At 65.6% G+C, this 25,629-nt stretch carries 21 protein-coding genes; 18 read left to right on the forward strand and 3 right to left on the reverse strand.

The window, feature by feature from the left end:
• The first annotated feature begins 6 nt into the window (after nucleotides 1-6).
• The 9 genes from ACOYR4_RS04340 (at nucleotide 7) to ACOYR4_RS04380 (ending at nucleotide 9,796) form a co-directional block, all read left to right on the forward strand.
• Nucleotides 7-1,140, forward strand: coding sequence for an acyl-CoA dehydrogenase family protein (locus ACOYR4_RS04340; protein ID WP_422848758.1), 1,134 nt, complete (start codon nucleotides 7-9; stop codon nucleotides 1,138-1,140).
• Nucleotides 1,141-1,144: 4 nt separating this feature from the next.
• Nucleotides 1,145-1,981, forward strand: a complete 837-nt coding sequence (locus ACOYR4_RS04345; protein ID WP_422848759.1) for an oxepin-CoA hydrolase, alternative type — start codon at nucleotides 1,145-1,147, stop codon at nucleotides 1,979-1,981.
• Complete coding sequence (locus ACOYR4_RS04350) at nucleotides 1,978-3,234, forward strand: CaiB/BaiF CoA transferase family protein (protein WP_422848760.1); 1,257 nt, start codon at nucleotides 1,978-1,980, stop codon at nucleotides 3,232-3,234. The genes ACOYR4_RS04345 and ACOYR4_RS04350 overlap by 4 nt, the downstream gene beginning before the upstream one ends.
• Nucleotides 3,235-3,249: 15 nt before the next feature.
• Nucleotides 3,250-4,248, forward strand: a complete 999-nt coding sequence (locus tag ACOYR4_RS04355) for a Bug family tripartite tricarboxylate transporter substrate binding protein (protein WP_422848761.1) — start codon at nucleotides 3,250-3,252, stop codon at nucleotides 4,246-4,248.
• Between the two features lie 126 nt (nucleotides 4,249-4,374).
• Nucleotides 4,375-5,388 carry a Bug family tripartite tricarboxylate transporter substrate binding protein gene (locus ACOYR4_RS04360; RefSeq protein ID WP_422848762.1) on the forward strand — a complete coding sequence of 338 codons (1,014 nt, stop codon included), beginning with the start codon at nucleotides 4,375-4,377 and terminating at the stop codon, nucleotides 5,386-5,388.
• Nucleotides 5,389-5,396: 8 nt separating this feature from the next.
• Complete coding sequence (locus ACOYR4_RS04365) at nucleotides 5,397-6,971, forward strand: class I adenylate-forming enzyme family protein (protein ID WP_422848763.1); 1,575 nt, start codon at nucleotides 5,397-5,399, stop codon at nucleotides 6,969-6,971.
• Nucleotides 6,972-7,003: 32 nt separating this feature from the next.
• Nucleotides 7,004-7,753, forward strand: coding sequence for an electron transfer flavoprotein subunit beta/FixA family protein (locus ACOYR4_RS04370; protein ID WP_015015119.1), 750 nt, complete (start codon nucleotides 7,004-7,006; stop codon nucleotides 7,751-7,753).
• Nucleotides 7,754-8,686, forward strand: coding sequence for an electron transfer flavoprotein subunit alpha/FixB family protein (locus tag ACOYR4_RS04375; protein WP_422848764.1), 933 nt, complete (start codon nucleotides 7,754-7,756; stop codon nucleotides 8,684-8,686). It begins immediately after the preceding gene.
• A gap of 126 nt (nucleotides 8,687-8,812) precedes the next feature.
• Nucleotides 8,813-9,796 carry a tripartite tricarboxylate transporter substrate binding protein gene (locus ACOYR4_RS04380; RefSeq protein ID WP_422848765.1) on the forward strand — a complete coding sequence of 328 codons (984 nt, stop codon included), beginning with the start codon at nucleotides 8,813-8,815 and terminating at the stop codon, nucleotides 9,794-9,796.
• Nucleotides 9,797-9,831: 35 nt separating this feature from the next.
• Here ACOYR4_RS04380 and ACOYR4_RS04385 read toward each other — a convergent pair whose 3' ends face one another.
• Complete coding sequence (locus ACOYR4_RS04385; RefSeq protein WP_015012602.1) at nucleotides 9,832-10,677, reverse strand: MurR/RpiR family transcriptional regulator; 846 nt, start codon at nucleotides 10,675-10,677, stop codon at nucleotides 9,832-9,834.
• Between the two features lie 258 nt (nucleotides 10,678-10,935).
• Here ACOYR4_RS04385 and ACOYR4_RS04390 point away from each other — a divergent pair, with 258 nt between their 5' ends.
• The 4 genes from ACOYR4_RS04390 (at nucleotide 10,936) to tal (ending at nucleotide 16,292) form a co-directional block, all read left to right on the forward strand.
• Nucleotides 10,936-11,964: an ABC transporter substrate-binding protein gene (locus ACOYR4_RS04390; RefSeq protein WP_108498598.1), complete on the forward strand. Its 1,029-nt coding sequence runs from the start codon at nucleotides 10,936-10,938 to the stop codon at nucleotides 11,962-11,964.
• A gap of 99 nt (nucleotides 11,965-12,063) precedes the next feature.
• On the forward strand, nucleotides 12,064-14,223 hold the full coding sequence (locus ACOYR4_RS04395; RefSeq protein ID WP_422849620.1) for an ABC transporter permease: 2,160 nt from the start codon (nucleotides 12,064-12,066) through the stop codon (nucleotides 14,221-14,223).
• A gap of 28 nt (nucleotides 14,224-14,251) precedes the next feature.
• Complete coding sequence (locus ACOYR4_RS04400) at nucleotides 14,252-15,334, forward strand: ABC transporter ATP-binding protein (RefSeq protein ID WP_060984165.1); 1,083 nt, start codon at nucleotides 14,252-14,254, stop codon at nucleotides 15,332-15,334.
• 7 nt (nucleotides 15,335-15,341) lie between these two features.
• Nucleotides 15,342-16,292 (forward strand): transaldolase, encoded by a 951-nt coding sequence (tal, locus tag ACOYR4_RS04405; RefSeq protein WP_060984164.1) that lies wholly within the window; start codon nucleotides 15,342-15,344, stop codon nucleotides 16,290-16,292.
• A gap of 961 nt (nucleotides 16,293-17,253) precedes the next feature.
• Here the strand turns inward: tal and ACOYR4_RS04410 are convergent.
• Entirely contained in the window at nucleotides 17,254-18,651 is a 1,398-nt protein-coding gene (locus ACOYR4_RS04410) for a sensor histidine kinase (protein ID WP_422848766.1), read from the reverse strand.
• 178 nt (nucleotides 18,652-18,829) lie between these two features.
• On the reverse strand, nucleotides 18,830-19,546 hold the full coding sequence (locus ACOYR4_RS04415; RefSeq protein WP_015012608.1) for a response regulator transcription factor: 717 nt from the start codon (nucleotides 19,544-19,546) through the stop codon (nucleotides 18,830-18,832).
• Nucleotides 19,547-19,721: 175 nt separating this feature from the next.
• On the opposite strand from ACOYR4_RS04415, the gene ACOYR4_RS04420 reads away from it, so the two are divergent.
• The 5 genes from ACOYR4_RS04420 (at nucleotide 19,722) to ACOYR4_RS04440 (ending at nucleotide 25,488) form a co-directional block, all read left to right on the forward strand.
• The gene (locus ACOYR4_RS04420; RefSeq protein ID WP_015012609.1) at nucleotides 19,722-20,972 is read left to right on the forward strand and encodes an ABC transporter substrate-binding protein; all 1,251 of its coding nucleotides are present in this window, start codon (nucleotides 19,722-19,724) and stop codon (nucleotides 20,970-20,972) included.
• A gap of 123 nt (nucleotides 20,973-21,095) precedes the next feature.
• Nucleotides 21,096-22,214, forward strand: coding sequence for a carbohydrate porin (locus ACOYR4_RS04425; protein ID WP_422849621.1), 1,119 nt, complete (start codon nucleotides 21,096-21,098; stop codon nucleotides 22,212-22,214).
• A gap of 471 nt (nucleotides 22,215-22,685) precedes the next feature.
• A complete protein-coding gene (locus ACOYR4_RS04430) occupies nucleotides 22,686-23,564 on the forward strand; it encodes a carbohydrate ABC transporter permease (protein WP_015012611.1) in 879 nt (292 codons plus the stop codon).
• Entirely contained in the window at nucleotides 23,554-24,423 is an 870-nt protein-coding gene (locus tag ACOYR4_RS04435; RefSeq protein WP_110959791.1) for a carbohydrate ABC transporter permease, read from the forward strand. The genes ACOYR4_RS04430 and ACOYR4_RS04435 overlap by 11 nt, the downstream gene beginning before the upstream one ends.
• Before the next feature lie 3 nt (nucleotides 24,424-24,426).
• Nucleotides 24,427-25,488: an ABC transporter ATP-binding protein gene (locus ACOYR4_RS04440; RefSeq protein ID WP_422848767.1), complete on the forward strand. Its 1,062-nt coding sequence runs from the start codon at nucleotides 24,427-24,429 to the stop codon at nucleotides 25,486-25,488.
• Nucleotides 25,489-25,629 lie beyond the last annotated feature (141 nt).

The raw sequence follows: 25,629 nt of genomic DNA on the forward strand, positions 1-25,629 counted from the left end.
GCCGCGATGAACTTTGAACATACCGAAGACCGCCGCATGCTGGCGGACACCCTGAACCGCTTCGTGGCCGAGCAGTACGGCATCGAAACCCGCAATCACATCGCTTACGGCGACACCGGTACGGACCCAGCACTGTGGGCCCGCTTTGCCGAGCTGGGCGCGGTTGGCGCGCTGTTCCCCGAAGCCGATGGCGGCTTTGGCGGCGCAGGCTTTGATGTGGCCGTGGTGTTTGAGGCCCTGGGCGGCGGCCTGGTGGTGGAGCCGTTTGTGGGCGCGCTGGTGGTGGGCCGGGCGCTGGGCCTGGCGGGCAGCGCGGCGCAAAAGGAACACATCGCCAGCCTCATCGACGGCAGCGCTGTGGCCGCACTGGCGCATGAAGAGCCCGGCGCGCACTACGCCCTGAACCGCGTGACGACCCGCGCCGTGCGCAGTGGCGATGGCTGGTTGCTGACGGGCCATAAGGCCGTGGTGCTGCATGGCGACCAAGCCCAGCTGTTGCTGGTCAGTGCCCGCACCTCGGGCGCTGTGGACGATGAAAACGGCATCGCGCTGTTCCTGGTGCCCGCAGATGCCGCAGGCCTGAGCCGCCGTGGCATGGGCCGTATCGACGGCGGCCGCGTGGCCGAAGTCACGTTGCAGAACGTGCAAGTCGGCGCCGGCGCGTTGGTGGGATCGGAAGGCCAGGGCTTAGCCACGCTGGAACATGCCGTGGGCTGGGGCATTCTGGCCGTGTGTGCCGAGGCGCTGGGCGCCATGGACGTTGCCAAGAAGCACACGCTGGAATACCTGCAAACGCGCAAGCAGTTTGGTGTGCCCATCGGCAGCTTCCAGGCCCTGCAGCACCGCATGGCCGACCTGCTGCTGGAAGTGGAGCAGGCGCGTTCTGCCGTCATCAACGCAGCCGCAGCCATGGACAGCACCGACCGCACCGAGCGCGAGCGCGCCCTGTCGGCCGCCAAGGTCACCATGGGCCGTATCGGCGCGTTGGTGGCTGAAGAATGCATTCAGCTGCACGGCGGCATTGGCATGACGTGGGAGCTGCCGCTGTCGCACTACGCCAAGCGCCTCGTCATGGTGGACCACCAGTTTGGTGATGAAGACCACCACCTGGCGCGCTTTATCGCGCTGGGCCGGAGCTGAAGCCATGGAGCAGCCACTGCCTCTGCTGCAACGCCGTGAAGGCGCGGTGCTCGTGCTCTCCAACAACAACCCCGCCGCGCGCAATGCGTTGTCACCCGCGTTCTACGCGGCACTGACCGAGGCACTGGCGCAGGCCGAGGCCGACCCCACCGTGGGCGCCATCGTGCTCACGGGCGAAGGCGGGCACTTTTGTGCGGGTGGTGACTTGCGCCAGCTGGCCAAGCGCCGCGAGCTGCCCATTGAAGGGCGCCGCGCCAAGCTCGAAGGCCTGCACGACCTGATCCGCACCGTGCGCGATTGCCGCAAGCCGGTGATTGCAGCGGTGGAGGGCGCAGCGGCCGGTGCGGGCCTGTCGCTGGCGCTGGCCTGCGACATGCTGGTGGCTGCGCGCAATGCGTTGTTCTCGGTGGCTTATGTGAAAGTGGGCCTCACGCCCGATGGCGGCGCCACGGCCTTCCTGGCCGAGTTCGTATCGCGCCAGGTGCTGACCGAGCTGTGCCTCACCGGCGAACGTATCTCGGGCGAGCGGCTGCACGCACTGGGCCCGGTCAACCGACTGGCCGAACCGGGTGAGGCCCTGACGCAGGCATTGGCATTGGCCGCGCAGGTTGCCGCCGGGCCGGACCTGGCCATGGGCCGCATCAAGGCGCTGTGCCGCAGTACCTACGCGCAGCCACTGGACGACCAGCTGGAGCTGGAAGCACAGCTCATGGTGCAGTCGCAAGCCACCGAAGAATCCCGCGAAGGCATTGGTGCGTTTCTGGAAAAGCGCCCGGCCGATTTCGCCCGCCTGCGCCAGGTCAATGCCGCTGGCGCGGGTACACAAGACACTACGCAATGACCTCCACAACCCCCACACCCGCATTGCCTGAGGGCATGGATTTCCCGCTCGAAGGCGTGCGCGTACTCGACCTCTCGCGCGTGTTTGCCGGGCCGCTGTGCGGCCAGGTGCTGGCCGATTTTGGTGCCGACGTCATCAAGGTGGAACACCCCGGACGGGGTGACGACACCCGCGACTGGGGCATGCGCATCGGCAAAACCGAGACCACTTACTACAACAGCATGAACCGCAACAAGCGGTCCATCACGGTGGATTTGCAGACGCCCGAAGGCGTGAAGATCATCCGCGACCTGCTGCCCCAGTGCGACGTGGTGGTGCAGAACTTCAAGACCGGCGGTGCCGAGAAGCTGGGCCTGGGCTACGAGCAGCTCAAGGCCATCAAGCCCGACCTCATTTACTGCTCGGTGGCGGGCTACGACAGCTCCGGCCCCGAGGCCAAGCGCCCCGGTTATGACCTGGTGATCCAGGGCGAGGCTGGGCTGATGGCCATCAACGGTGAGGCCAGCCAGCCCCCGCTGAAGTTCGGCGTGGCCGCGGTGGACATGATGACCGGCATGTACGCTGCGCAGGCCGTGCTGGCCGCACTGTTCCGTCGGGAGCGCACGGGCCAGGGGCGCCACATCGAGATGGCGCTGTACGACTGCGGTCTGATGATCACCGGCTACTACGGCCTGGACGCCATGCTGCTGGGCCACGACCCGCAGCGTTACGGCAATGCCCACCCGTCCATCGTGCCCTACGGCATGTTCGAGGCACAGGATGGTCCGCTCATCATCGCCGTGGGCAACAACAGCCAGTTCGACAAGTTCTGCCGCCAGGTAGTGATGCGCCCGGACATCGTGGAAGACCCCCGTTTTGCCACCAACGTCGAGCGTGCTCGCAATCGACTGACCCTGCTGCCCGAGATGAAGGCGTTGATTGCCAGCTTTCCGCGTGATGTGCTGCTCGAACGCCTGACCGCTGCAGGCATCCCTTGCGGCCGCGTGGCCGGCCTGCATGAGGCGCTGACCAGCGAGCGCACGCGCCGCGGCGGCCTGCTGCAGGAAATGCCACACCCCGTGGCGGGCACCACGCATGTGTTTGCGCCGCCTTATCGACTGGACGGCCAGCGCCTACCCATCCGCAACGCACCGCCCACCCTGGGCGCCGCCACGCGCGAGGTGCTGCAGCAGCTGCTGCAACTGCCAGAGGCCGAGCTGCAGGCCCTGCGCGACAAGGGCGTGCTCACGCTGCCCGACCCACAACAACATTGACAGGAGACTCCCCCCATGCGATCCATTTCCCGCCGCGCCATTCTGGCCACCGTGGCTGCCCTGGCCCCCTTGGCTGTCCCCGGCACCATGTCGGCAGCCCATGCGCAGGCATGGCCTGCCAAGCCCATCAAGCTGATCGTGCCGTACCCGGCGGGCGGCGCCACGGACATTACCGCCCGCACGCTGGGCGAGAAGCTCTCGGCCCGTCTGGGCCAGCCTGTGCTGGTGGACAACCGTGGTGGTGCGGGTGGAGTGACCGGTACCGACCAGGCGCTCAAGTCGCCCGCCGACGGCTACACCCTGCTGGTGTCCCTGGGCACCACCATGCTCATCAACCAGTTCCTGTACGACCGCCTGCCTTACCAACCGCAAAAGGACCAAGCCCTCATCACGCAGATCGCGCTGGCGCCGGTGGTGCTGCTGGTCAACCCGCAGCTGCCGGTCAACAACGCGTCGGAGCTGATGGCCTACATCGACCGCAACAAGGGCAAGATCGCCTATGGCTCATGGGGCATGGGTTCTTACGCCCACCTGGCGGGTGCATGGCTGTCCGACAAGCACAAGGCCGACATGAACCATGTGGCCTACAAGGGCGAGGCCCCCATGCTGCAGGACCTCGTGGGCGGGCAGTTCCAGATGGCGTTTGCCAGCCTGCAGTCGGCCCGGCCCTACATCGAATCGGGTCGCCTCAAGCCACTGGCCGTGACCGGCGCGCAGCGCATGGACGCGCTGCCCAAAGTGGCCACCATGGCCGAGCAGGGTATCAAGGACGAGGTCTTCCAGGTGACAGGCTGGGTGGGCATGAGCGCACCCGCCAAGACGCCGCCTGAAGTCGTGGCCCGGCTCGGCGCCGAGCTGCAGGCCGTGATCGCGATGCCCGAGGTGCGCGAGCGCATCCAGCAGATGGGTTTCATCCCCGTGGGCAGCAGCCCCGAGCAGTTCAACGCGCAGTTCAAGAAGGATGCGCCCGTGTGGGAACGCGTGGTCAAAGTTTCTGGCGCAAAACTGGATTAACACCGTCCTGAGCCGCTGCGCGCCTTCCCCCCGCTCTCGCAACGCTGCGCGTTGCGGGCAGGGGGATGCAGCCAGCGCGGCGGGGCGTGGGCCACCACAAAAGCTGAAGATAAAAACGGATCTCTGATGACGGAACAATCTCTTTTCCCTGCCGCCTTTTCGCGTCGCGCAGTGCTTGCCACGGCTGCGGCTGTGTCGGCGCTTGGCCTGCTGGGCACTGCCCCCGCACACGCCCAGGCCTGGCCCAACAAGATGATCAAGCTCGTGGTGCCCTTCCCGGCGGGCGGCCCCACCGACACGGCCTCGCGCATCGTCGGCCAGAAGCTGGCCGAGCGCCTGAAGCAGCCCGTGGTGGTGGAGAACCGCGCGGGCGCGTCGGGCTCGATGGCCGCGCAGCAGATCGCCAAGACCCCTGGCGACGGCTACACGCTCATGATGCTGGCCACGCCCACGCTGCTGGCGCCGCACCTGTACAGAAAGGCGGGCTACGACACCACCAAGGATTTCGTGTCTGTGGCCACCGTGTACGACCTGCCCATCGTGGTGGTGGTCAACCCGGCGCAGATGCCCACCGTGACCGATCTGCAAAAGCTCATCACCCACGCCAAGGCGCGGCCGGGTCAGCTCAACTACACCTCCTCGGGCGTGGGCAGCTTTGGCCACCTGAGCATGGAGCTGCTCAAGCAGCTGGGTCAATTTGAGATGGAGCATGTGCCCTACAAAGGCGGTGTGCCCGCCATCACCGACACGCTGGGCGGCCAGGTGCCCATGATGTATGCCGACCTCGTGGCGGCGCTGCCCCATATCCAGACGGGCAAGCTGCGTGCGATTGCCGTGGGCTCGCCGCAGCGCGTGGGCGTGATCCCCAATGTGCCCACCATCGCCGAGCAGGGCTTCAAGGGCTTTGATGCCGTGTCGTGGGGCGGCCTGATGGCCCCGCTTGGCACGCCCAAGGAGGTGGTCGACCGCATCAGCACCGAAGTCAAGGCCATCCTGGCCGACAAGGAAGTGCAGGACAAGCTGCTCAACGCCGGCGCCATCGCCAACTACCAGGGCCCGGACCAGATGGCCAAGCGCGTGCGTGGCGATTACGCCAAGTGGGGCCAGGTGATCCGCGACAAGGGCATCACGTTCGAGTAAGTTGGGCCATGACCAACACCACTGCCTCTGCCCCTTTCTTCCCTTTCCCCCCGTTCCGCCGGGTCTCCGATCTGCTGCGTGACAACGCGCGGCAGCGCCCGCAGGCCAAGGCCTTGGCCGATGACGACTCTGCGCTGGACTGGGCTGCGCTCGATGCCCTGGTGGACCGCGTGGCCGCATCGTTGCAGCAGGCGGGCCTGCAGTCGGGCGATGTGATGGCCGTGTGCGCCGCGTCGTCGGTGCGTTATGCCGCCGTGTACCTGGGTGCCCTGCGTGCGGGCGTGGTGGTGGCACCACTGGCGCCGTCCGTCACGCCCGAGGCCATGGCGTCCATGCTGGGCGATGCCCAGGCGCGCCTGCTGTTTGCCGATGCGCAGGGCAGGGCGGCGGTGCCACCTGCGGTGATGGAAGGCGCCGGTGCGCTGCTGCTCGTGGCGCTGGACGACGTGGGTGCGGGCACGCCGTGGATGGAGTGGCTTGCCCCTGAAGGCGCGGCGCCGACGCCGGTGGACGTGGGCCCCGAGCATCCGTTCAACATCATTTATTCCTCTGGTACCACCGGCAACCCCAAGGGCATCGTGCAATCGCACGGCATGCGCTGGGCGCACCTGGTGCGCGGCCTGGCACAGGGCTACGGGCCGGACAGTGTCACGCTGCTGGCCACGCCGCTGTATTCCAACACCACGCTGGTGTCGTTCTTCCCCGGCCTGTGCTGGGGCGGCTGCGTGCGGCTGATGCCAAAGTTCGATGCACTGCGCTACCTGCAGACTGCGCAGCAGATCCGCGCCACGCATTCCATGCTGGTGCCGGTGCAGTACCAGCGCATCATGGCGCTGCCGCAGTTTGGTGAATTCGACCTGTCGTCCTTTCGCGCCAAGTTCTGCACCAGCGCGCCGTTCCGCTCCGAGCTGAAAGCCGACATCCTGGCGCGCTGGCCGGGCGCGCTGTACGAGTTCTACGGCATGACCGAAGGAGGGGGCACCTGCATCCTGGCGGCGCACGAGCACCCGGACAAACTGCACACCGTCGGCCAGCCCGCATCCACCAGCGACATCCGCCTGATCGACGAAGAGGGCCATGAGCTGCAGCCCGGTGCCACCGGCGAGGTGGTGGGCCACTCCCCCGGCATGATGACCGGCTACCACCGCCAGCCCGACAAGACGCGCGAGGCCGAGTGGTTTGACGCCACCGGCAAGCGCTTCATCCGCACGGGCGACGTGGGCCGGTTTGACGCGGACGGATTTCTGACCCTGCTGGACCGCCGCAAGGACATGGTCATCAGCGGCGGCTTCAACATCTACCCCAGCGACCTCGAAGCCGAGCTGCGCAAGCACCCCGCCGTGGAGGACGTGGCCGTGACCGGCGTGCCCTCCGAACAGTGGGGCGAGACGCCGGTAGCCTTTGTGTGCCGCCGACCGGGCGCCACCGAAGACGCCGCCCGGATCATGGGTTGGTACAACGCCCGGGCGGGCAAGACACAGCGGCTGGCTGCGCTGCATTTCATCGACGAGCTGCCGCGCAGCGCCATCGGCAAGGTGCTCAAGCGCGAGCTCCGCGACCTGCACCGCACGCTGTCGCACTGATTGATTTCCTGTTTTTTCAGAAAGACCCAACCATGAAAGTTCTCGTTCCCGTCAAGCGCGTGGTGGACTACAACGTGAAAGTCCGCGTGAAGTCGGACAACACGGGTGTGGACATCGCCAACGTGAAGATGAGCATGAACCCCTTTGACGAAATCGCCGTTGAAGAGGCCGTGCGCCTGAAAGAAAAAGGCCTGGTGACCGAAGTCATCGCAGTCTCCTGCGGCGTAGCCCAATGCCAGGAAACCCTGCGCACCGCCATGGCCATTGGCGCCGACCGCGCCATCCTGGTGGAAACCGACGTCGAACTGCAGCCCCTGGCCGTGGCCAAGCTCTTGAAGGCCCTGGTCGACAAAGAACAGCCTTCTCTCATCATCCTGGGCAAACAAGCCATCGACGACGACGCCAACCAGACCGGCCAGATGCTGGCGGCCCTGGCCGACCTGCCCCAGGCCACCTTCGCCAGCAAGGTCGAACTCGCTGCCGACAAAGTCAGCGTGACCCGTGAAGTGGACGGCGGCCTGGAAACCCTGGCCCTCACGCTCCCTGCCGTCATCACCACCGACCTGCGCCTGAACGAGCCCCGCTACGTCACCTTGCCCAACATCATGAAGGCCAAGAAAAAGCAGCTCGATACCGTCAAGCCCGAAGACCTCGGCGTGGACGTGGCTCCGCGCCTGAAGACCCTCAAGGTGACCGAACCCGCCAAGCGCGGCGCAGGCATCAAGGTGGCCGACGTGGCCGCACTGGTCGAAAAACTCAAGAACGAAGCGAAGGTGATCTAAATGTCGGTACTCGTTATTGCTGAACACGACAACGCGTCCATCAAGGGCGCCACGCTGAACACCGTCACGGCCGCAGTGGCCTGCGGCGGCGACGTGCACGTGCTGGTGGCTGGCCACAACGCCGGTGCCGCCGCACAAGCCGCCTCCAAAATAGCCGGAGTCGCCAAGGTCATCCACGCCGACGCAGCAGGCCTGGAACACGGCCTGGCAGAGAACGTGGCCGCCCAAGTGCTCGCCATCGCCTCCAACTACAGCCACATCCTGTTCCCCGCGACTGCCAGCGGCAAGAACGTGGCACCCCGCGTGGCCGCCAAGCTGGATGTCGCCCAGATCAGCGACATCACCAAGGTCGTCTCCCCCGACACCTTCGAGCGCCCCATCTACGCAGGCAATGCGATTGCCACCGTGCAAAGCAGCGACAGCGTCAAGATCATCACCGTGCGCACCACCGGCTTTGACGCCGCCGCCGCCACCGGTGGCAGCGCCGCTGTCGAAACCGCCGACGCCACGGCCGACGCCGGCAAGAGCAGCTTCGTGGGCAGCGAAATCGCCAAGAGCGACCGGCCCGAGCTGACAGCCGCCAAGATCATCGTCTCCGGTGGCCGGGCCCTGGGCAGCAAGGAAAAGTTCGACGAAGTCATGACCCCGCTGGCCGACAAGCTGGGCGCGGCTCTGGGTGCCAGCCGCGCAGCGGTGGATGCAGGCTACGCACCGAACGACTGGCAAGTGGGCCAGACGGGCAAGATCGTGGCGCCGCAGCTGTATGTGGCGGCCGGCATCTCGGGCGCCATCCAGCACTTGGCGGGTATGAAGGATTCGAAGGTGATCGTGGCGATCAACAAGGACCCTGAGGCGCCGATCTTCAGTGTGGCCGACTATGGGCTGGAAGCGGATCTGTTCACGGCTGTGCCGGAACTGGTCAAGGCGCTCTGAGCCCCCGCAGATTACTGGCACAGCCCATCTGATGGGATCTTGTTGCTATTAAAAACAGAGCTATCGGCGCTTAATGCATAAGCGCTGGGTCTGTTTTATTTCTAAAAATTAGCAGGAGACAAAACCATGAGCACATTCCTTTCCCGTCGCAGGCTTGTCCAGGTCACCGGCGCAGCGCTGGCCGGTGCGGCATTGCCAGCGCTGGCCCAAACCAGTTGGCCCAGCCGCCCGATTCGCATCATCGTGCCTTACACGGCGGGTGGGTTCACTGACCAGATGGCGCGTCTGCTGACGGTGGGCCTGCAAAAGCAATTCGGCCAGCCGGTTGTCATCGACAACAAACCCGGCGCGAACAGCATCATCGGTGTGGATGCCGTCGCCAAGTCCGCCCCGGACGGTCACACCTTTGGGGTGGTCATTCCAGCCTTTACCGCCAACACCACCCTCTACCCCAAGCTGCCCTACAACCCGCGCAAGGACCTGATGGGGGTGTCGCTGCTGGGTGTTTCTCCGTTGGTGGCGGCGGTGGCGCCCAATGCACCGTTCAAGACGGTGAGGGAACTCGTGGCCTATGCCAAGGCCAACCCGGGCAAGGTGAGCTTTGCTTCGTCCGGCACAGGCTCGGCTGCGCACCTGACCTGCGAACTGCTCAAGTCGCTGACCAAGACCTTCATGGTCCACATTCCCTACCGCGGCGCAGCCCCGGCGTTGACGGACTTGCTCGGCGGCCAGGTGCCCCTGTTCCTCGACCCTCCGCCCAACCTGATCCAGCCCGCCAAGGCAGGCCGCATCACCCTCGTCGGCGTGGCCAGCGAAAAGCGCTTGCCCATGTTGCCTGACGTGCCGACCTTCATCGAGCAAGGCGTGCCCGGCATGCTGGGCAGTACCTGGGCCAGCATGATTGCACCCGCAGGGACGCCGCGCGACATCGTCAAGCGCATGTCGGACGCCGTGAACGCCATCATCCAGAGTGATGAAACCAAGGCCAAACTCGACACCATGGGCACCTTTGGTGAGGGCACCACGCCCGAGGCGTGCGACGCCTTTTTGGCGGCCGAGACGACCAAGTGGGGCAAGGTGATCCGCGACGCGGGTGTCACGCTGGACTGAGAAGGCGTGCGCCGGCCTGGCCTGACGGCCAGGATTTACGCGTAGCGCTTGGCCCGCAGGTTCTCTTTCATCTGCTGCAGGATGGGCTGCAGCGAGCTGCCAATGCGCAGCGCCACGCAGGTGGCCAGTACGTCGATGATGAGCAGGTGCATGAGGCGCGACACCATGGGGCTGTAGCGGTCGTAGCCCTCGGGGTGGTCGGCGGCCAAGTGGATCTGGCAGGTGCTGGCCAGGGGCGAGCCGCTGGCGGTGATGACGATGGTGGTGGCACCGTTGCGGCGGGCGATGTCGGCCGCGTCCATCAGGTCGCGGGTGCGGCCCGAGTTGGAGATGATCACTGCGCAATCGCCCGGGCCCAGCAGGGTGGCGCTCATCACCTGCATGTGGCCGTCGCTGCTGGAGATGGAGGTCACGCCCAGGCGAAAGAACTTGTGCTGCGCGTCCTGCGCCACGATGCCCGAGTTGCCCACGCCGTAGAACTCGATGCGCTTGCCCTTCTTCCAGGTGTCCGCAATCGCGTCGGCCGCGCGTTCGATGGCCACGGTGCTGGCCGCGTTGCGGTATTGCAGGAAGGCCGCCACGGCGTTGTCCACCACCTTCACCAGCACGTCGCCGGTCTTGTCGTCGGCATCCACGCTGCGGTGGATGAAGGGCACGCCCTCGCTCACGCTGCCGGCCAGTTTGAGCTTGAAGTCCGCCAGCCCGTCGTAGCCCATGCTGCGGCAAAAGCGCACCACGGTGGGCTTGCTCACGTGCGCGCGCTCGGCCAGCTCGCGCACGGGCAGGCGGGCAAAAGTGCGCGGGTCGGTCAGCACCAGCTTGGCCACGCGCTGTTCGGCGGGGGCCAGCGAGGGCAGGGAGGCGGTGATGCGGTCGAGCATGTCAGTCTGTGAAGGCGGGGCAGGCTGCGCAGGGGCCTTTGAAAAAGGGGCTGGGACGGGACGCTCCATCTGGCTGCGGTCAGTGCGGTGGCGGGGCCGTCCTCATTTAATGTAACTCGGTTCCCAAACCTGCGGGGCCCGCGCAATCCCTGCCTTTCAACCTGCTTGCACCGACCCTGGGCGTTTCCCCCCTGGCCCGGGCGGGCCTTGCACGCATAGCATCCTCCATTACGTTATCCAGATACTGAGGAGCCTTCCATGCGCAAACCCTTGCTGACAAAACTTCTGGCCGGTGCGGCCCTGGTGGCTGCTGCGTCGGGCAGCTGGGCCCAGGGCCAGGTCAACATCATTTGCTCGGTACAGGCCGAGTGGTGCAACCTGATGTCCACGGTGTACGCCAAGACCACCGGCACCAAGGTGAACATGACGGCCAAGGGGTCGGGCGAGGCGCTGGCGCAGCTCAATGCCGAGCGCGCCAACCCCAAGACCGACATCTGGTTTGGCGGCACGGGCGACCCGCACCTGCAGGCGGCAGAGCAGGGCCTGACGCTCGAATACAAGTCGCCCCAGCTCCCGCAGCTCTACCCCTGGGCGCAAAAGCAGGCGGCGGACTCCAAGTACCGCACCGTGGGCGTCTACCTGGGGCCGCTGGGCTTTGGCTACAACAAGGAGCTGCTGGCCAAGCGCAAGCTCAACCCGCCCCAGTCGTGGGCCGACCTGCTCAAGCCCGAGTTCAAGGGCGAGGTACAGATGGCCAACCCCGCATCGAGCGGCACCGCCTACACCATGATCGCCACGCTGGTGCAGATCATGGGCGAGGAAAAAGCGTTCGAGTACCTCAAGGCCCTGCACCCCAACATCAGCGCGTACACCCGTTCGGGCACAGCCCCGGTCAAGGCGGTTGCACGCGGCGAGACCACGGTGTCCGTGAGCTTTGTGCACGACGTGACCACCGAGGCGGTCAATGGCTTCCCGGTCGGATCGGCCACGCCGTCCGAAGGCACCGGCGCTGAGGTGGGCTCCATGAGCATCGTCAAGAACGGCCCCAACACCGAGGCGGCCAAGAAGTTCTACGAATGGGCGCTCACGCCCGGCGGCCAACAGTTTGGCCTGGCGGCCAAGCAGTTCCAGCTGCCCAGCAACACGCAGGTGCCCAAGGACCCGCGCATGACCGATCCGGCCAAGATGAAGCTCATCAACTACGACTACGCCAAGTACGGCGCCAGCGCCGAGCGCCGCCGCCTGATTGCGCGCTGGGAAAAAGACGTGCAGAACGCAACACGCTAAGGGGTGGTGGTGTCGGCAGCAGCGGCGGCAGCGCACGCAACCCCCCGGACCCGGGCTCCCGGTGCCTCGGTCAACCGGCCCTTGTGGGTCTGGCTGGCCATGGGCGTGTTGGGGTACCTGGTGTTCCCCTGGTATGCACAGCAGGACGCCAATGGCCTGCTGGCGGTCGGCCAGGTCTTCAGCAGCGAGCAGGCCGCCAACGGGCTGATGCAGGCGGCCTTGTTCGGACGCCCCTGGCTGTGGCTGGGCCTGGCCGGGCTGGCGGTGGCGGGCCTGGGGGCCTGCCTGCCCGCCGGGCGCAAGCAAGGCACGCTGCTGATGGCGGGGGGCGCACTGGGGCTGGCGGCCCTGCTGCTCAGCGGCTTTGCGATTGGTGCGCGCGGCTGGGCGTTTGAATGGATGAACACCAGCCTGGGCGAACTGGGCGCGCGCCAGCCCGGCATGGGCTGGGGCGGGTTTGTGGTGCTGTCGGCACTGCTGGTGCTTCTGTCGTTCGGTGTGGCGCGGCGCGGCTTCTTCAAGGGCGACCTGTTCGTAGCGGCTGCGGTGGTGGGCTGCGGCAGCCTGCTCGCGCTGTTCATCGTGTTCCCGGTGCTCAAGGCGCTGTCGGCGGCATTTTTTCTGGAAGACGGCCCGTTCTCGCTGGCCGTGGTGTGGGAGCGCATTGCGCACGAGCGCAACTTCAGCCTGTCGTGCCTGGCGAACTTGGGTGGAGGCCAGCGCTGCGGCGTGGCCTGGAACACGCTGTTCCTGGGCCTGATGACCGCTACCAGCACGACGCTGCTAGGCACCTTCATGGCCCTGATGGCCGAGCGCGCTTCGCGCCGCTATGCGCGGCCGCTGAACATCGTGGCGCTGCTGCCCATCATCACGCCGCCGTTCGTGGTGGGCCTGGGGCTGATCCTGCTGTTTGGCCGCGCGGGGGTGTTCAACCAGTTTCTGGAATACGCGTTCGGCATCACGCCATCGCGCTGGTTTTATGGGTGGCTGGGTGTGTGGGTGGCGCAGACCTTTGCGTTCACGCCCATCGCCTTCATGATCATGCGCGGCGTGGTGCAGGGCGTGGCCCCCAGCCTGGAAGAGGCCGCGCAAACCCTGCGCGCCAGCCCGCACCGCACCTTCATGACCGTGACCCTGCCGCTGCTCAAGCCCGGCCTGGCCAATGCGTTCCTGGTGGGCTTCATCGAAAGCATGGCCGACTTCGGCAACCCCATCGTGGTGGGCGGGCAGTTCTCGGTGCTGTCCACCGAAATTTTCTTTGCCATCGTGGGCGCGCAGTACGACCAAGGCCGTGCGGCATCGCTGGCATGGATCCTCACCTTCTTTGCGCTCACGGTGTTTGCCATCCAGCGCGGGCTGCTGGGCAAGCAGAACTTCACCACGGTGTCTGGCAAGGGCGATGCGGGCATTGCCATGCCGTTGCCACGGGGCGTGCGCCGCGTGGTGCATTCCATCGCGCTGCCCTGGATGGCGTTCACGCTCATCGTGTACCTGTTTGCGCTGGCCGGTGGTTTTGTGCAGACCTGGGGGCGCGACTACACCATCACGCTGGCACATTTCCGTACCGCGTTCAGCGTGGAATGGGGCGAGTTTGGTGTGGTGTGGGCGGGCACAGCCTGGAACTCGTTCTTCACCACCCTCAAGCTCGCCGCCATCTCCGCGCCACTCACGGCCACGCTGGGTATTGCCATTGCGTGGCTGCTGGCACGCACCGAGTTCCGGGGGCAGGGCGCGTTCGAGTTTGCGGCGCTGCTGGCCTTTGCGATCCCCGGCACGGTGCTGGGTGTGAGCTACATCCTGGCGTTCAACGTGCCACCGTTCGAGCTGACGGGCACGGCGCTGATCATCGTGTTGTGCTTCATGTTCCGCAATCTGCCCGTGGGCGTGCGCGCGGGCACGGCGGCGTTCAAGCAGCTGGACCGATCGCTGGATGAAGCCTCCGTCATGCTGCGTGCGGGCAGCGTGCAGACGCTGCGCCATGTGGTGCTGCCGCTGCTCAAGCCCGCGCTGGTGGCTGCACTGGTCTACAGCTTTGTGCGCGCCATCACCACCGTGAGCGCGGTGATCTTCCTGGTAACGGCCGAGAACGAGCTGGCCACCACCTACATCATCGGCCGCGTGGGCAATGGCGACTATGGCGTGGCGTTGGCGTACTGCACGGTGCTCATCATCCTGATGTCGGCCTCCATCGGCCTGATCCAGCTGCTTGTCGGCGACCGCAAGCTGGGCCGCCGTGGGGCGGCCCCCGCCGCGCACTGAACACCCTTGCAGAAAAAGAAGAAACGCCATGAACCATAACGACGCGGGCATCGTGTTCCGCAACATCACCAAGCGCTACGGCACTGACAGCAGCGCGGCCCTGGCCGTCAAGGGCATCAGCTTTGAGGTGCCGCGCGGCACGCTGACCACCATCCTCGGCCCCTCGGGCTGTGGCAAGACCACCACCTTGCGCATGATCGCGGGGCTGGAGTCGCCCACCTCCGGCGAGATCTTTATCGGCGGCAGGGACGTGACCACGCTGGGCCCCGCGCAGCGCAACGTGAGCATGATGTTTCAGAGCTACGCGCTGTTCCCGCACATGAATGTGGTGGAGAACGTGATGTACGGCCTGCGCATGTCGGGCCAGCCCAAGGAGCAGGCGCGCACCAAGGCCGTGGAGGCGCTGCGCGGCGTGGGCCTGGTGGGCTATGACGACCGCCTGCCCAGCGAGCTGTCGGGCGGTCAGCAGCAGCGCGTGGCCCTGGCCCGCGCGCTGGTGCTGGAGCCCGAGGTGCTGCTGTTTGACGAACCCTTGTCCAACCTCGACGCCCGCCTGCGCCGCGAGATGCGCGAAGAGATCCGTGCGCTGCAGCAGCGCCTGTCGCTCACGGTGGCCTACGTCACTCACGACCAGGCCGAAGCCATGGCGGTGAGCGACCAGATCATCGTGATGAACCAGGGCCTGATTGCGCAGAAGGGCTCGCCCCGTGCGCTGTACGAAACTCCACACAGCGAATTCGTCGCGGGCTTCATGGGCGAGGCCATGCTGTTCCCGGCCGTGGCCGACCCTGATGGCACGGTGGCGCTCGGCCCGCTGGTGCTGCGCCCGCGCATGGCGGTGCAAAGCGGCCCGGTGAAGGTGGCGGTGCGGCCTGAGGCCTGGCGCATTCACCGCCAGGGCGAGGGCCTGCTGCCCGCCCGGCTGGACAAGCGGGCCTACCTGGGCGCGGTGTACGAATACACCTTCGAGACCGCGCTGGGCCACATCTTCGTGGTGTCTTCCGATCTGGACGATGTGCTGGCCGTGGGCGATGAGGTGAAACTGAGCCTGGGTGCCCATGGCGTATCGGTGGTTGGTAGTACCGAAGCTGCCCGGACCAATGCGGAATAATGGCGCCATGACGAACCAACTCGACGCCCTCAAACAGTTCACTACTGTGGTTGCCGACACCGGCGACTTTCTGCAACTGGCCCAGTTCCGTCCGCAGGACGCGACGACCAACCCTTCGCTGATCCTCAAGGCGGTGCAGAAGCCCGAATACGCACCCTTGCTCAAGGACACCGTTGCCAAGTGGCAAGGGCGCGCGATGGACGAGGTGATCGACCGCCTGCTGGTGCGTTTTGGCTGCGAGATCCTGACCCACGTGCCCGGCCGCGTCTCCACCGAAGTGGACGCTCGCCTGAGCTTTGACACCAGTGCCACCGTCACGCGCGCCGAACGCATCATAGAGCTGTACCAAGCCGAGGGCATTCACATTGACCGCGTGCTCATCAAGATCGCGGCCACGTGGGAAGGCATTCAGGCCGCCGAAAAGCTGGAGCGCAAGGGCATCCACACCAACCTCACGCTGCTGTTCTCGTTCGCCCAGGCCGTGGCTTGCGGCCAGGCCAAGGTGCAGCTGATCTCGCCCTTTGTGGGACGTATTTACGACTGGTACAAAAAGCAGGCGGGCGCGGGCTGGGACGAGGCCGCGCGCGCTGGCGCCAACGACCCCGGTGTGCAGTCGGTCACGCAGATTTACAACCACTACAAGCGCTTTGGCATCGCCACCGAGGTGATGGGCGCGAGCTTCCGCAATGTGGGGCAGATCACGGCGCTGGCTGGGTGCGACCTGTTGACCATTGCGCCCGAGCTGTTGGCGCAACTGGCTGCGAGTGATGCACCGTTGCAGCGGGCGTTGGATGCGGAGGCGGCCAAGGCGATGGACTTGCCAGCGGTGAACTATGACGAGGCGGGGTTCCGATTTGCTCTGAACGAGGACGCGATGGCGACCGAGAAGCTGGCTGAGGGGATTCGGGCGTTTGCGGTGGATGCTGTGAAGCTGGAGAAGCTGATCCTCGCTGCTTGAAGTTGTGGGTTTTTTGAGCGGCTGGTGCCCTGAGTTGCAGGTGCTGGCCGCTTTTGTTTTTTGCTATTTGCAAATCAGTGCGCTGATTTAGCCTCATGCTTGCGGTGATGGCGGAGGCCGGGAGTCGCCCGGCGTGCGAGTAACTTTCTTTTGCTTCGCCAAAAGAAAGTCACCAAAGAAAAGGCGACCCCCAGTCTGCGACCCCTTCGCGGTGCGAAGGGGCAGACCTGCGGCGGGGCGGTTGCGGGGTGCGCCGTGGAACTCACTGCGCTGCGGTGCAGCTTCGTTCAGACAGCCACGGCGAGTCAGAGCACGAAGCACGCGCGCTGCGACGCGCGTGTCACCCCGCAACCGCCCCGCCGCAGGCGCAGCCAGCAGGGGTGGACAGCCGAACAGCCGAACAGCCACACGGGCCATCTCTGCTGCGCTCGGCCCAGCTTTCGCAGCGCGTGGCGCATGCGCCCGCGTGAGGGGGCCGAGCGCAGCGTAGCGAAGCAATGGCCCGAGTGGATGTCCCTCGGGTTCCCTTCTGCGCGTGCCGAGAAGCGCAGGGCAGGGGGTGCGTGCGTGTGCCGAAGGACACACGCACTTCGTGCACTGACTTGCCGCAGTTGTTTGAACGGAGCGCGTAGCGCGCAGTGAGTTCTGCGGCGCACCCCCTGTGCGAGCATCGCAGGTTGCCCGTAGCGCAGCGAAGGGACGCGCGCAGTAGGGTCGCCCTTTCTTTGGTGACTTTCTTTCGGCGACGCGAAAGAAAGTTACTCGCACGCCGGGCGACTCCCGGCCTCCGCCTTGAGCCTAGGCAAGCAACCCGATAAGTACACAAGCCTCCACAGAAACAGTCCGTTAGACCGTCAACGTCGACCGGAAATCTCCCACCCGGAAGGGCTGGAGTTCACTATAAAAATCATAGCTACCAAGGCATGAAGCACTAGCGCATCCAGCCAAAAACACCAAAAACTCACCCCGCAGGCAGCCGCATCCCCACCCGCAACCCCTTGGGCACCACCCCTTCCGCCACCGTCCGCCCCCCGTGCCGCAGCGCGATCTCTTCCACGATCGACAACCCCAGCCCACAGCCGCCCGCCTTGTCCGACCCGCGCCAGAACCGCGCAAACAGATCGCCCAGGTGCTCGGCTGGCACACCGGGCCCGTCGTCTTCCACCACCAGTAGTGCCCAGTGCCCTGGCTCCTCATGGCCCACGCGCACCGTCACCGTGGCGCCGAGGCCGGCGTAGTGCAGCGCGTTGTCGATGAGGTTGTTCAACGCCTCGCGCAGCAACAGCGGGTGGCCCTGCGCGGGCAGATGGTCCACGCCCTCGTAGCCCAGGTCCATGCCCTGGGCCAGGGCGCGGGCGGCCCATTCGCGGGCCACCTCGCGGGCCAGGGCGGCGAGGTCGATGGACTGCATCTCCACGTTCGACTCTGAGCGCGCCAGCTGCAGCAGCTGGTGCACCAGGTGCGCGCTGCGTTGCGCGGCCGACAGCACCTTTTGCAGGCGGGCCTGCACGGCGGGTTCGTGGCTCTCATGCAGGGCCAACTCGGTCTGGCCGATCAGGCCGGCGAGCGGCGTGCGCAGCTGGTGGGCAGCGTCGTTCAGAAACCGCTTTTCCTTTTGCTGGCCACGCGCCACAGTCTCCAGCAGGCGGTTGATGGTGCTGGCCAGCGAATGCACTTCCTGCGGGGCAGAGGTCAGCTCGATGGGCGGCAGCGGCGTGGTGCCCGTGTGGGGCTGCGCGCCTGCGCGCTCAATTTGCGCCTCCAGGCGCTTCAAGGGCTGCAGGCCGCGCAGCACGCCGGCGTACACCACGGCGCTCAGGGCCAGGCCCATCAGGCCCATGGGGAACACCATGCGCTCCAGCAGTTCCTGCGCAATGCGCTCGCGCACCGTGAGGCTCTGGGCCACCTGCACGCGCAGGCGCTGGCGGGTGGAGGCGGTGCCGTAGTCCACATCCAGCAAGGCCACGCGCACCGGTTTGTCATCCACCCGCGCCTGGTACAAAAACGCCTCGCCCACCGCCACATCAACCTGGGCGGGCGGTGGCGGCAGCTGCGCGTTGCCCAGCAAAAAGCGGCCGGGCGGGGACGACACCATGTAGGTGATGCGGTCGGCTGGGTCCTGCTCCAGGATGTCCTGCGCGGCCTTCGGAAAGTCCACCAGCAGCCCATCGCCAATCGGCTTGATCTGCCGCGCCAGCGCCCGCACCGACTGGGTCAACGTCTGGTCAATGCCCTTTTCGCCGTTCTGCAGTGCAATGCGCCACGCCAGAAACCCGCCCGACAGCCACAGTACCAGCTGCGGCAGCAGCAGCCACAAAAGCAGCTTGCGTTGAAGAGAGACCCCAGGTACGTGGCGCATGTCAGCGAACCCCACGGCGGGAGGTCGTGAAAGCCCGCAACGCGTGACACTGGCGCGGCCGGGGCGCGGGATGCCGAGCAAGGGCCGCCCCGCAGCGAGGGCATCGTCCCCCTGCCCGCGCAGCGCAGCGAAGCGAGAGCGGGGGGAAGGCGCGCAGCGACTCAGGGGGGTGTGCCATCTACGGCTTGTTCAGCATGTACCCCAGCCCCCGGATATTGCGGATCACCAGGTTGGACTGGTCGAGCTTCTTGCGCAGGCGGTGCACATACACCTCCAGCGCATTGGAGTTCAGCGGGGCGGCGGTCTGGCCGGGCTCGGGCGGGCTGGCGCGCCAGGCGGCCAGCACGTCGTCGCGGGTGACGACTTCGCCGCAGCGGTGGGCCAGCAGCTCCAGCAGCTCCCACTCGCGCTGGGTCAGCTCCAGCAGATCGCCGTTCAGCGCGGCGGAATGGCTGGCGTGGTCCAGCACCAGCGGGCCGATGGTGGTGTTGGCAACGCCCGCCGCGCTGCTGGCCTGGGTGAAGGCGGGCTGGCGTGCGCGGCGCAGCATGGCCTGCAGGCGGGCCTGCAGCTCCTGCATGTTGAAGGGCTTGGTGATGTAGTCGTCGGCCCCGGCGTTCAGGCCCAGCACGCGGTCATCGACGCCGTCGCGGGCGGTGAGGATCAGCACGGGCAGGCCGGCAATGTGCGCGCGGGCCCAGGTCAGCAGTTCCATGCCGTCGGCGCCGGGCAGGCCCAGGTCCAGGATGATGCCGTCCACTGCCTGCGTCTGCAAAAGCGCCATGGCCTGCGCCACGCTGCTGGCGGTGCAGACGCTGTAATCGAGTTGCTTGAGCTGGCCGGTGAGAGCGTCGAGCAGGAGGGCGTCGTCTTCGACAATCAGTATCGTGGCCATGGATTGAGCATAACAAAGGCCCCCGCAACGGCCCCGCTGTGGGGCCGCTGCGACTCTCAGGGAAAGCCCTGAGAATTAAATTAATTATTGTAATTAAAGTACCGACTGCGCTGAACGGCACCGGTATCACGGCGCAGCAACGGATTCTGGAAAACAACGTCGAGGAGACAAGGGTATGTGGAAGATGACAAAGATCGCCGCACTGGCGGTGGGCCTGGCGGCCGCGATGTCTGCCAGCGCGGGGGAGGTCGAGGTCCTGCACTACTGGACATCGGGCGGCGAGGCCAAGTCGGCCGCCGAGCTCAAGAAGATCATGCAGTCCAAGGGCCATACCTGGCGCGACTTTGCTGTGGCGGGCGGCGGTGGCGACAGCGCCATGACGGTGCTCAAGAGCCGCGTGATCTCGGGCAACCCGCCCTCGGCCGCCCAGGTCAAGGGCCCGGCCATCCAGGAATGGGCGTCCGAAGGCGTGCTGGCCAATGTCGATGCGCTGGCCAAGACCGAGAAGTGGGACGACGTGCTGCCCAAGGTGGTCGCCGACGTGATGAAGTACAAGGGCAGCTACGTGGCCGCCCCCGTCAATGTGCACCGCGTGAACTGGCTGTGGGCCAGCTCCGATGCGCTGAAGAAGGCTGGCGTGGCCAGCATGCCCAAGACCTGGGACGAATTCTTTGCCGCTGCCGACAAGCTCAAGGCCGCAGGCCTGATCCCCGTGGCGCATGGAGGTCAGAACTGGCAGGACTTCACGACCTTTGAATCCGTGGTGCTGGGTGTGGGCGGTGCCAAGTTCTACCAGGACGCACTGGTCAAACTGGACGACAAGGCCATCAACAGCGACACCATGAAGAAGTCGCTGGAGACCTTCCGCCGCATCAAGACCTACACTGACCCGGGCGCTCCCGGCCGCGACTGGAACCTTGCCACGGCCATGCTCATTCAGGGCAAGGCGGGCTTCCAGCTGATGGGCGACTGGGCCAAGGGTGAGTTCATCGCGGCCAACAAGGCGCCGGGCAAGGACTTCCAGTGCGCAGCGGCACCGGGCACGGCCAACGCGTTCACCTTCAACGTGGACTCGTTCATCCTGTTCAAGCTCAAGGACGCAGCAGCGCAGAAGGCGCAGAGCGACCTGGCCAGCTCCATCATGAGCCCTGAGTTCCAGGAGGTGTTCAACCTCAACAAGGGCTCGATCCCTGTGCGCACCGGACAGAAGATGGACAAGTTTGACGACTGCGCCAAGCTGTCCAGCAAAGACTTTGCCGACACTGCCAAGAGCGGTGGCCTGGTGCCCAGCGTGGCCCATGGCATGGCGATTGCGCCTGCCACCGAAGGGGCGATCAAGGATGTCGTCAGCCAGTTCTGGAACGACGACAAGGTGAGCGTCGCCGACGCCATGAAGAAGATCGCGGCCGCCGCGAAGACCAAGTAAGCCGTGTACGACACACGCACCCGCACGCACTAAAACCAACCCCAGAGGGATCCCATCATGAAGACAAGAAACCGCCTCACGGCGGTGGCTTTGGCCGCCGCATGCGCGAATGGCGCCTTTGCTATGGACGTAGCAGGCTTTGAGTTCAACGGCTACTCCCGCGGTGGCCCCGTGTTCAACCACTCCGACGGCGTCAAGGGCAACCTGACGCTGGGCGGCGAGCTGCAAAAGTACCGCTTGGGCAACGAAGGCGACAACGGTATCGAAGTCAACTTTGCCAAGGGCTTCGAGGCCGGCGGCATCAACTGGAAGGTGAACTACATGCCCGCCAAGTGGGGCAGTGGCGACATCAGCACCGAACAGGCGTTTGTGGAAATGAGCGGCTTCTCGTTCTCGCCCGAAGCCAAGTTCTGGGTCGGCCAGCGCCGCCTGCGGATCCAGGACGTGCACATCGTCGACTACTTCCTGCTGAACTACGGCGACAACATCGGCGCCGGTGTGACCGACGTACCTGTGGGTGGCATGAAGCTGGGCGTGGGCGTGTTCTCCGGCGACAAGTTTGACGGCGGCCTGCCGGGCAACGTGAAGGCACACCGCATCAACGCAGACCTGTCTGACATCAACACCAACCCCGGCGGCAAGCTGCGGGTGCTGCTGACGGCCGTGGGGGGCAAGAACCAGGTGGGCGGCGGCTCGGGCTCTGGCATCTCGCTGATGCACACGCAAAAGGAGTTCCTGCTGCCTAGCATCACCAACACGCTGTACCTGCAGACATCGCGTGGCCATGCCCGCATCGACGGGGAGTTTGAGGCCATCGAGGGCACCAGCGCAGGCAAGCGCGCCACCCGCATCGCCGACTCCATCAATTGGCAAAGCGGCCCGTTTGGCGGCCAGGCCCTCATTGGCTACCAGACCAACAAGGCTGACCTGACCGGTGTGGAGACCAAGGACTTCTCGCTGGGCGGCCGTGGCTCGTACGCGTTCACCAAGAACTTCAAGGGCCTGGTGGAACTGTCCACCACCACCCGCAAGGGCAGTGGCCCGGACCAGCGCCTGTCCAAGGTCACGCTGGCGGGTGCCCTGGCACTGAATGAAGACTTCTGGTCGCGTCCCGAGCTGCGTCTGTATGTGACCAAGGCCAACTGGAACCAGGCGGCGGCGGTGGCCAACGCAGGCACCTTTGGCGCCAATGGCAAGACCTCGCGCACGCTGGTGGGCGTGCAGTACGAGGTGTGGTGGTAAGAACCTGCTCAAGATCTTTTCGGGGTCGCACAAGTACCTTGCCGGGATGGGGTGCAAGGCGCGGTGCGCAGTGGATAGCTTGGCTATCCACAAGCGCCGCAACGCCGCAGACCGCCCGGCAAGGCACTTGCCCGAAGGGTTGGAGTGAAATCTGGCGATTGGACGCCTCGGTTGCTTGCATGGGCACGAGCCCATGCGGCGCATCCAAGGCATCCACTCATCCCGATTGCACTCCAATGCGATCCCCGAACAGATTTTGAACAGGTTCTAAGTGAGTGAGTAGCGAGTTAGTTTGAGGTAAACACTTTGTTCATTGGGGGGTGCTCTGTGCGCACCCCCCTTTTTTCATGTGACACAAAGTGGATGTGTGAATGAGTGAAACGGTGGTTGAGTGATTGATCGAGATACCACGTACAGCGCCTACCGCGCACGCAGCGTGTGCAGTGCGTACGCAAGAGAGATTCGCAAGCAATGAAGAATTCCTTTGAAACCTGGCTGCCCAGGCTGGTGGTGACCCCGGCGTTTGTCCTGGGTTTTGCCTTCATCTATGGCCTCATGGTGTGGAACGGCGTGCTCAGCCTTACCGCATCGCGCATGCTGCCCAACTACGAATGGGCGGGCCTGGCGCAGTACGAGCGCCTGTGGGAGATGGACCGCTGGTGGGTCGCCCTGAAGAACCTGGGTATTTTTGGCGTGGGCTATGTAGGCGGATCGCTGGTGATTGGTGTGGTGCTGGCCGTGCTGCTGGACCAGAAAATCCGCGCCGAGGGCGCGCTGCGCACCATTTACCTGTACCCCATGGCGCTGTCGTTCGTGGTGACCGGTACGGCCTGGAAGTGGCTGCTCAACCCCGGCCTGGGCATCGAAAAAATGGTGCGCGACTGGGGCTTCACGAACTTTGAATTTGGCTGGCTGGTGGACACCGAGATGGCCATCTACTGCGTGGTCATCGCCGGCATCTGGCAAAGCGCCGGTTTTGCCATGGCGCTGTTCCTCGCCGGGCTGCGCGGCATTGACGACAGTATCATCAAGGCCGCGCAGGTCGATGGTGCCTCCCTACCGCGCATCTACTGGCGCATCGTGCTGCCCGCGCTGCGCCCAGTGTTCTTCTCCACGCTCATGGTGCTGTCGCACCTGGCCATCAAGAGCTTTGACCTGGTGATGGCGCTCACGGCGGGCGGCCCCGGCTTTGCCACCGATGTGCCCGCCACCTTCATGTACACCATGTCGTTCTCGCGCGGCCAGATCGGCCTGGGCGCGGCCAGCGCCACCATGATGCTGGCCACCGTGGCGGCCCTGGTGATTCCTTACCTTTACAGCGAACTGCGGAGCAAACCCCATGACCGCTAAGCCCTCTGTTTTTCCGTCCGTGGGTCGCCTGCTGGTCTATGGCGTGCTGGCCCTGGCCACCGCGTTTTTTCTGCTGCCACTGTACGCCATGCTGGTCACGTCGTTCAAGGACGCCGAGGAGATCCGCAGCACCTCGCTGCTGGCGCTGCCGGGCTCGCTGAACTGGTCGGCCTGGGGCACGGCCTGGTCCACCGCCTGCACGGGGGTGGACTGCAACGGCCTGCGCCCGTTCTTCTGGAACTCGGTGGCCATGGCCGTGCCGGCCGTGCTGATCTCTACCGTGTGGGGCGCGCTCAACGGCTATGTGCTGAGCCTGTGGAAGTTTCGCGGCAGCGACACCTTGTTTGGCCTGCTGCTGTTTGGCGTGTTCATGCCCTTCCAGGTGGTGCTGCTGCCCATGAGCCAGGTGCTGGGCTGGCTGGGCTTGTCCAGCTCCATCACCGGGCTGGTGCTGGTGCACTGCCTGGCCGGCCTGGCGGGCACCACGCTGTTCTTTCGCAACTACTACGCAGCGATCCCCAAGGAGCTGGTCAATGCAGCACGCATGGACGGCGCCAGCTTCTGGCAGATCTTCTGGCGCATCGTGCTGCCGCTGTCCACGCCCATCGTCATGGTCACGCTGATCTGGCAGTTCACCAACATCTGGAACGACTTTCTGTTCGGCGTGGTGTTCTCGGGCACCGAGTCCAAGCCCATCACCGTGGGCCTCAACAACCTGGCCAACACCAGCAGCAGCGTGAAGGCCTACAACGTGGACATGGCGGCCGCGATCATTGCGGGCTTGCCCACGATGGTGATCTATGTGCTGGCTGGTAAATTTTTTGTGCGCGGGCTGACGGCCGGCGCGGTGAAGGGATAAATCATGGCGTCATCACTCGACATTGCAGGCATCAACAAGCGCTTTGGCAAGGGCGACAAGAGCGTGGAAGTGCTGCGCAAGGTGGACATCCACGTCGCGCCCGGCGAGTTCCTCATCCTGGTCGGCCCCTCGGGCTGCGGCAAGTCCACGCTGCTCAACATCATTGCGGGGCTGGACGAGCCCACCGAGGGCGAGATCCGCATCGGCGGCAAGAACGTGGTGGGCATGCCCCCGCGCGACCGCGACATCGCCATGGTGTTCCAGAGCTACGCGCTGTACCCCACCTTGAGCGTGGCCGACAACATCGGCTTTGCGCTGGAGATGCGTAAGATGCCCAAGGCCGAGCGCCAAAAGCGCATCGACGAAGTGGCCGCCATGCTGCAGATCAGTCACCTGCTGGACCGCCGGCCCAGCCAGCTGTCGGGCGGCCAGCGCCAGCGCGTGGCCATGGGCCGGGCACTGGCGCGCCAGCCGCAGCTGTTTTTGTTTGACGAGCCGCTGTCCAACCTGGACGCCAAGCTGCGCGTGGAGATGCGCGCCGAGATCAAACGCTTGCACCAGGCCAGCGGCATCACCAGCGTGTACGTCACACACGACCAGGTCGAGGCCATGACGCTGGGCTCGCGCATCGCGGTCATGAAGGGGGGCGTGGTGCAGCAGTTGGGCACGCCGGACGACATCTACAACCGCCCGGCCAACACCTATGTGGCCACCTTCATCGGCTCGCCCACCATGAACCTGCTGCGCGGCGCGGCCACGGGGGGGCAGTTTGGCATCCAGGGCGCGGCGCTGAACCTGGCAGCCCCCGTCAGCGCCAACGAGGTGCTGCTGGGTGTGCGTCCCGAGCACCTGGTGATCCAGGAGACCGCCCCCTGGCGCGGCCGCGTCAGCGTGGTGGAGCCCACGGGACCTGACACCTATGTGATGGTGGACACGGCCGCAGGCAGCGTCACGCTGCGCACCGATGCCCAGACCCGCGTGCAGCCCGGCGACGCCGTGGGCCTGGCGGTAGAGCCCGCCAACGCCCACTGGTTTGACGCCAGCAGCGAGAATCGGCTGGCGTGAGCCGCGCGGCGAATGCGCCGCCCGGTCGTTGCATGTAGTGTGCTGTCCCGCAAATAGCTGCACATGAAATCGCGTCCTCACCCCCAGGGCTGCGTTGCAAATCCTCGCGATAGCGACTGCTATCACTGCGGTTTGCGCCTT

Origin of the sequence: Acidovorax sp. M14, assembly GCF_049331375.1 — a bacterium.
Lineage (GTDB): Bacteria > Pseudomonadota > Gammaproteobacteria > Burkholderiales > Burkholderiaceae_C > Acidovorax.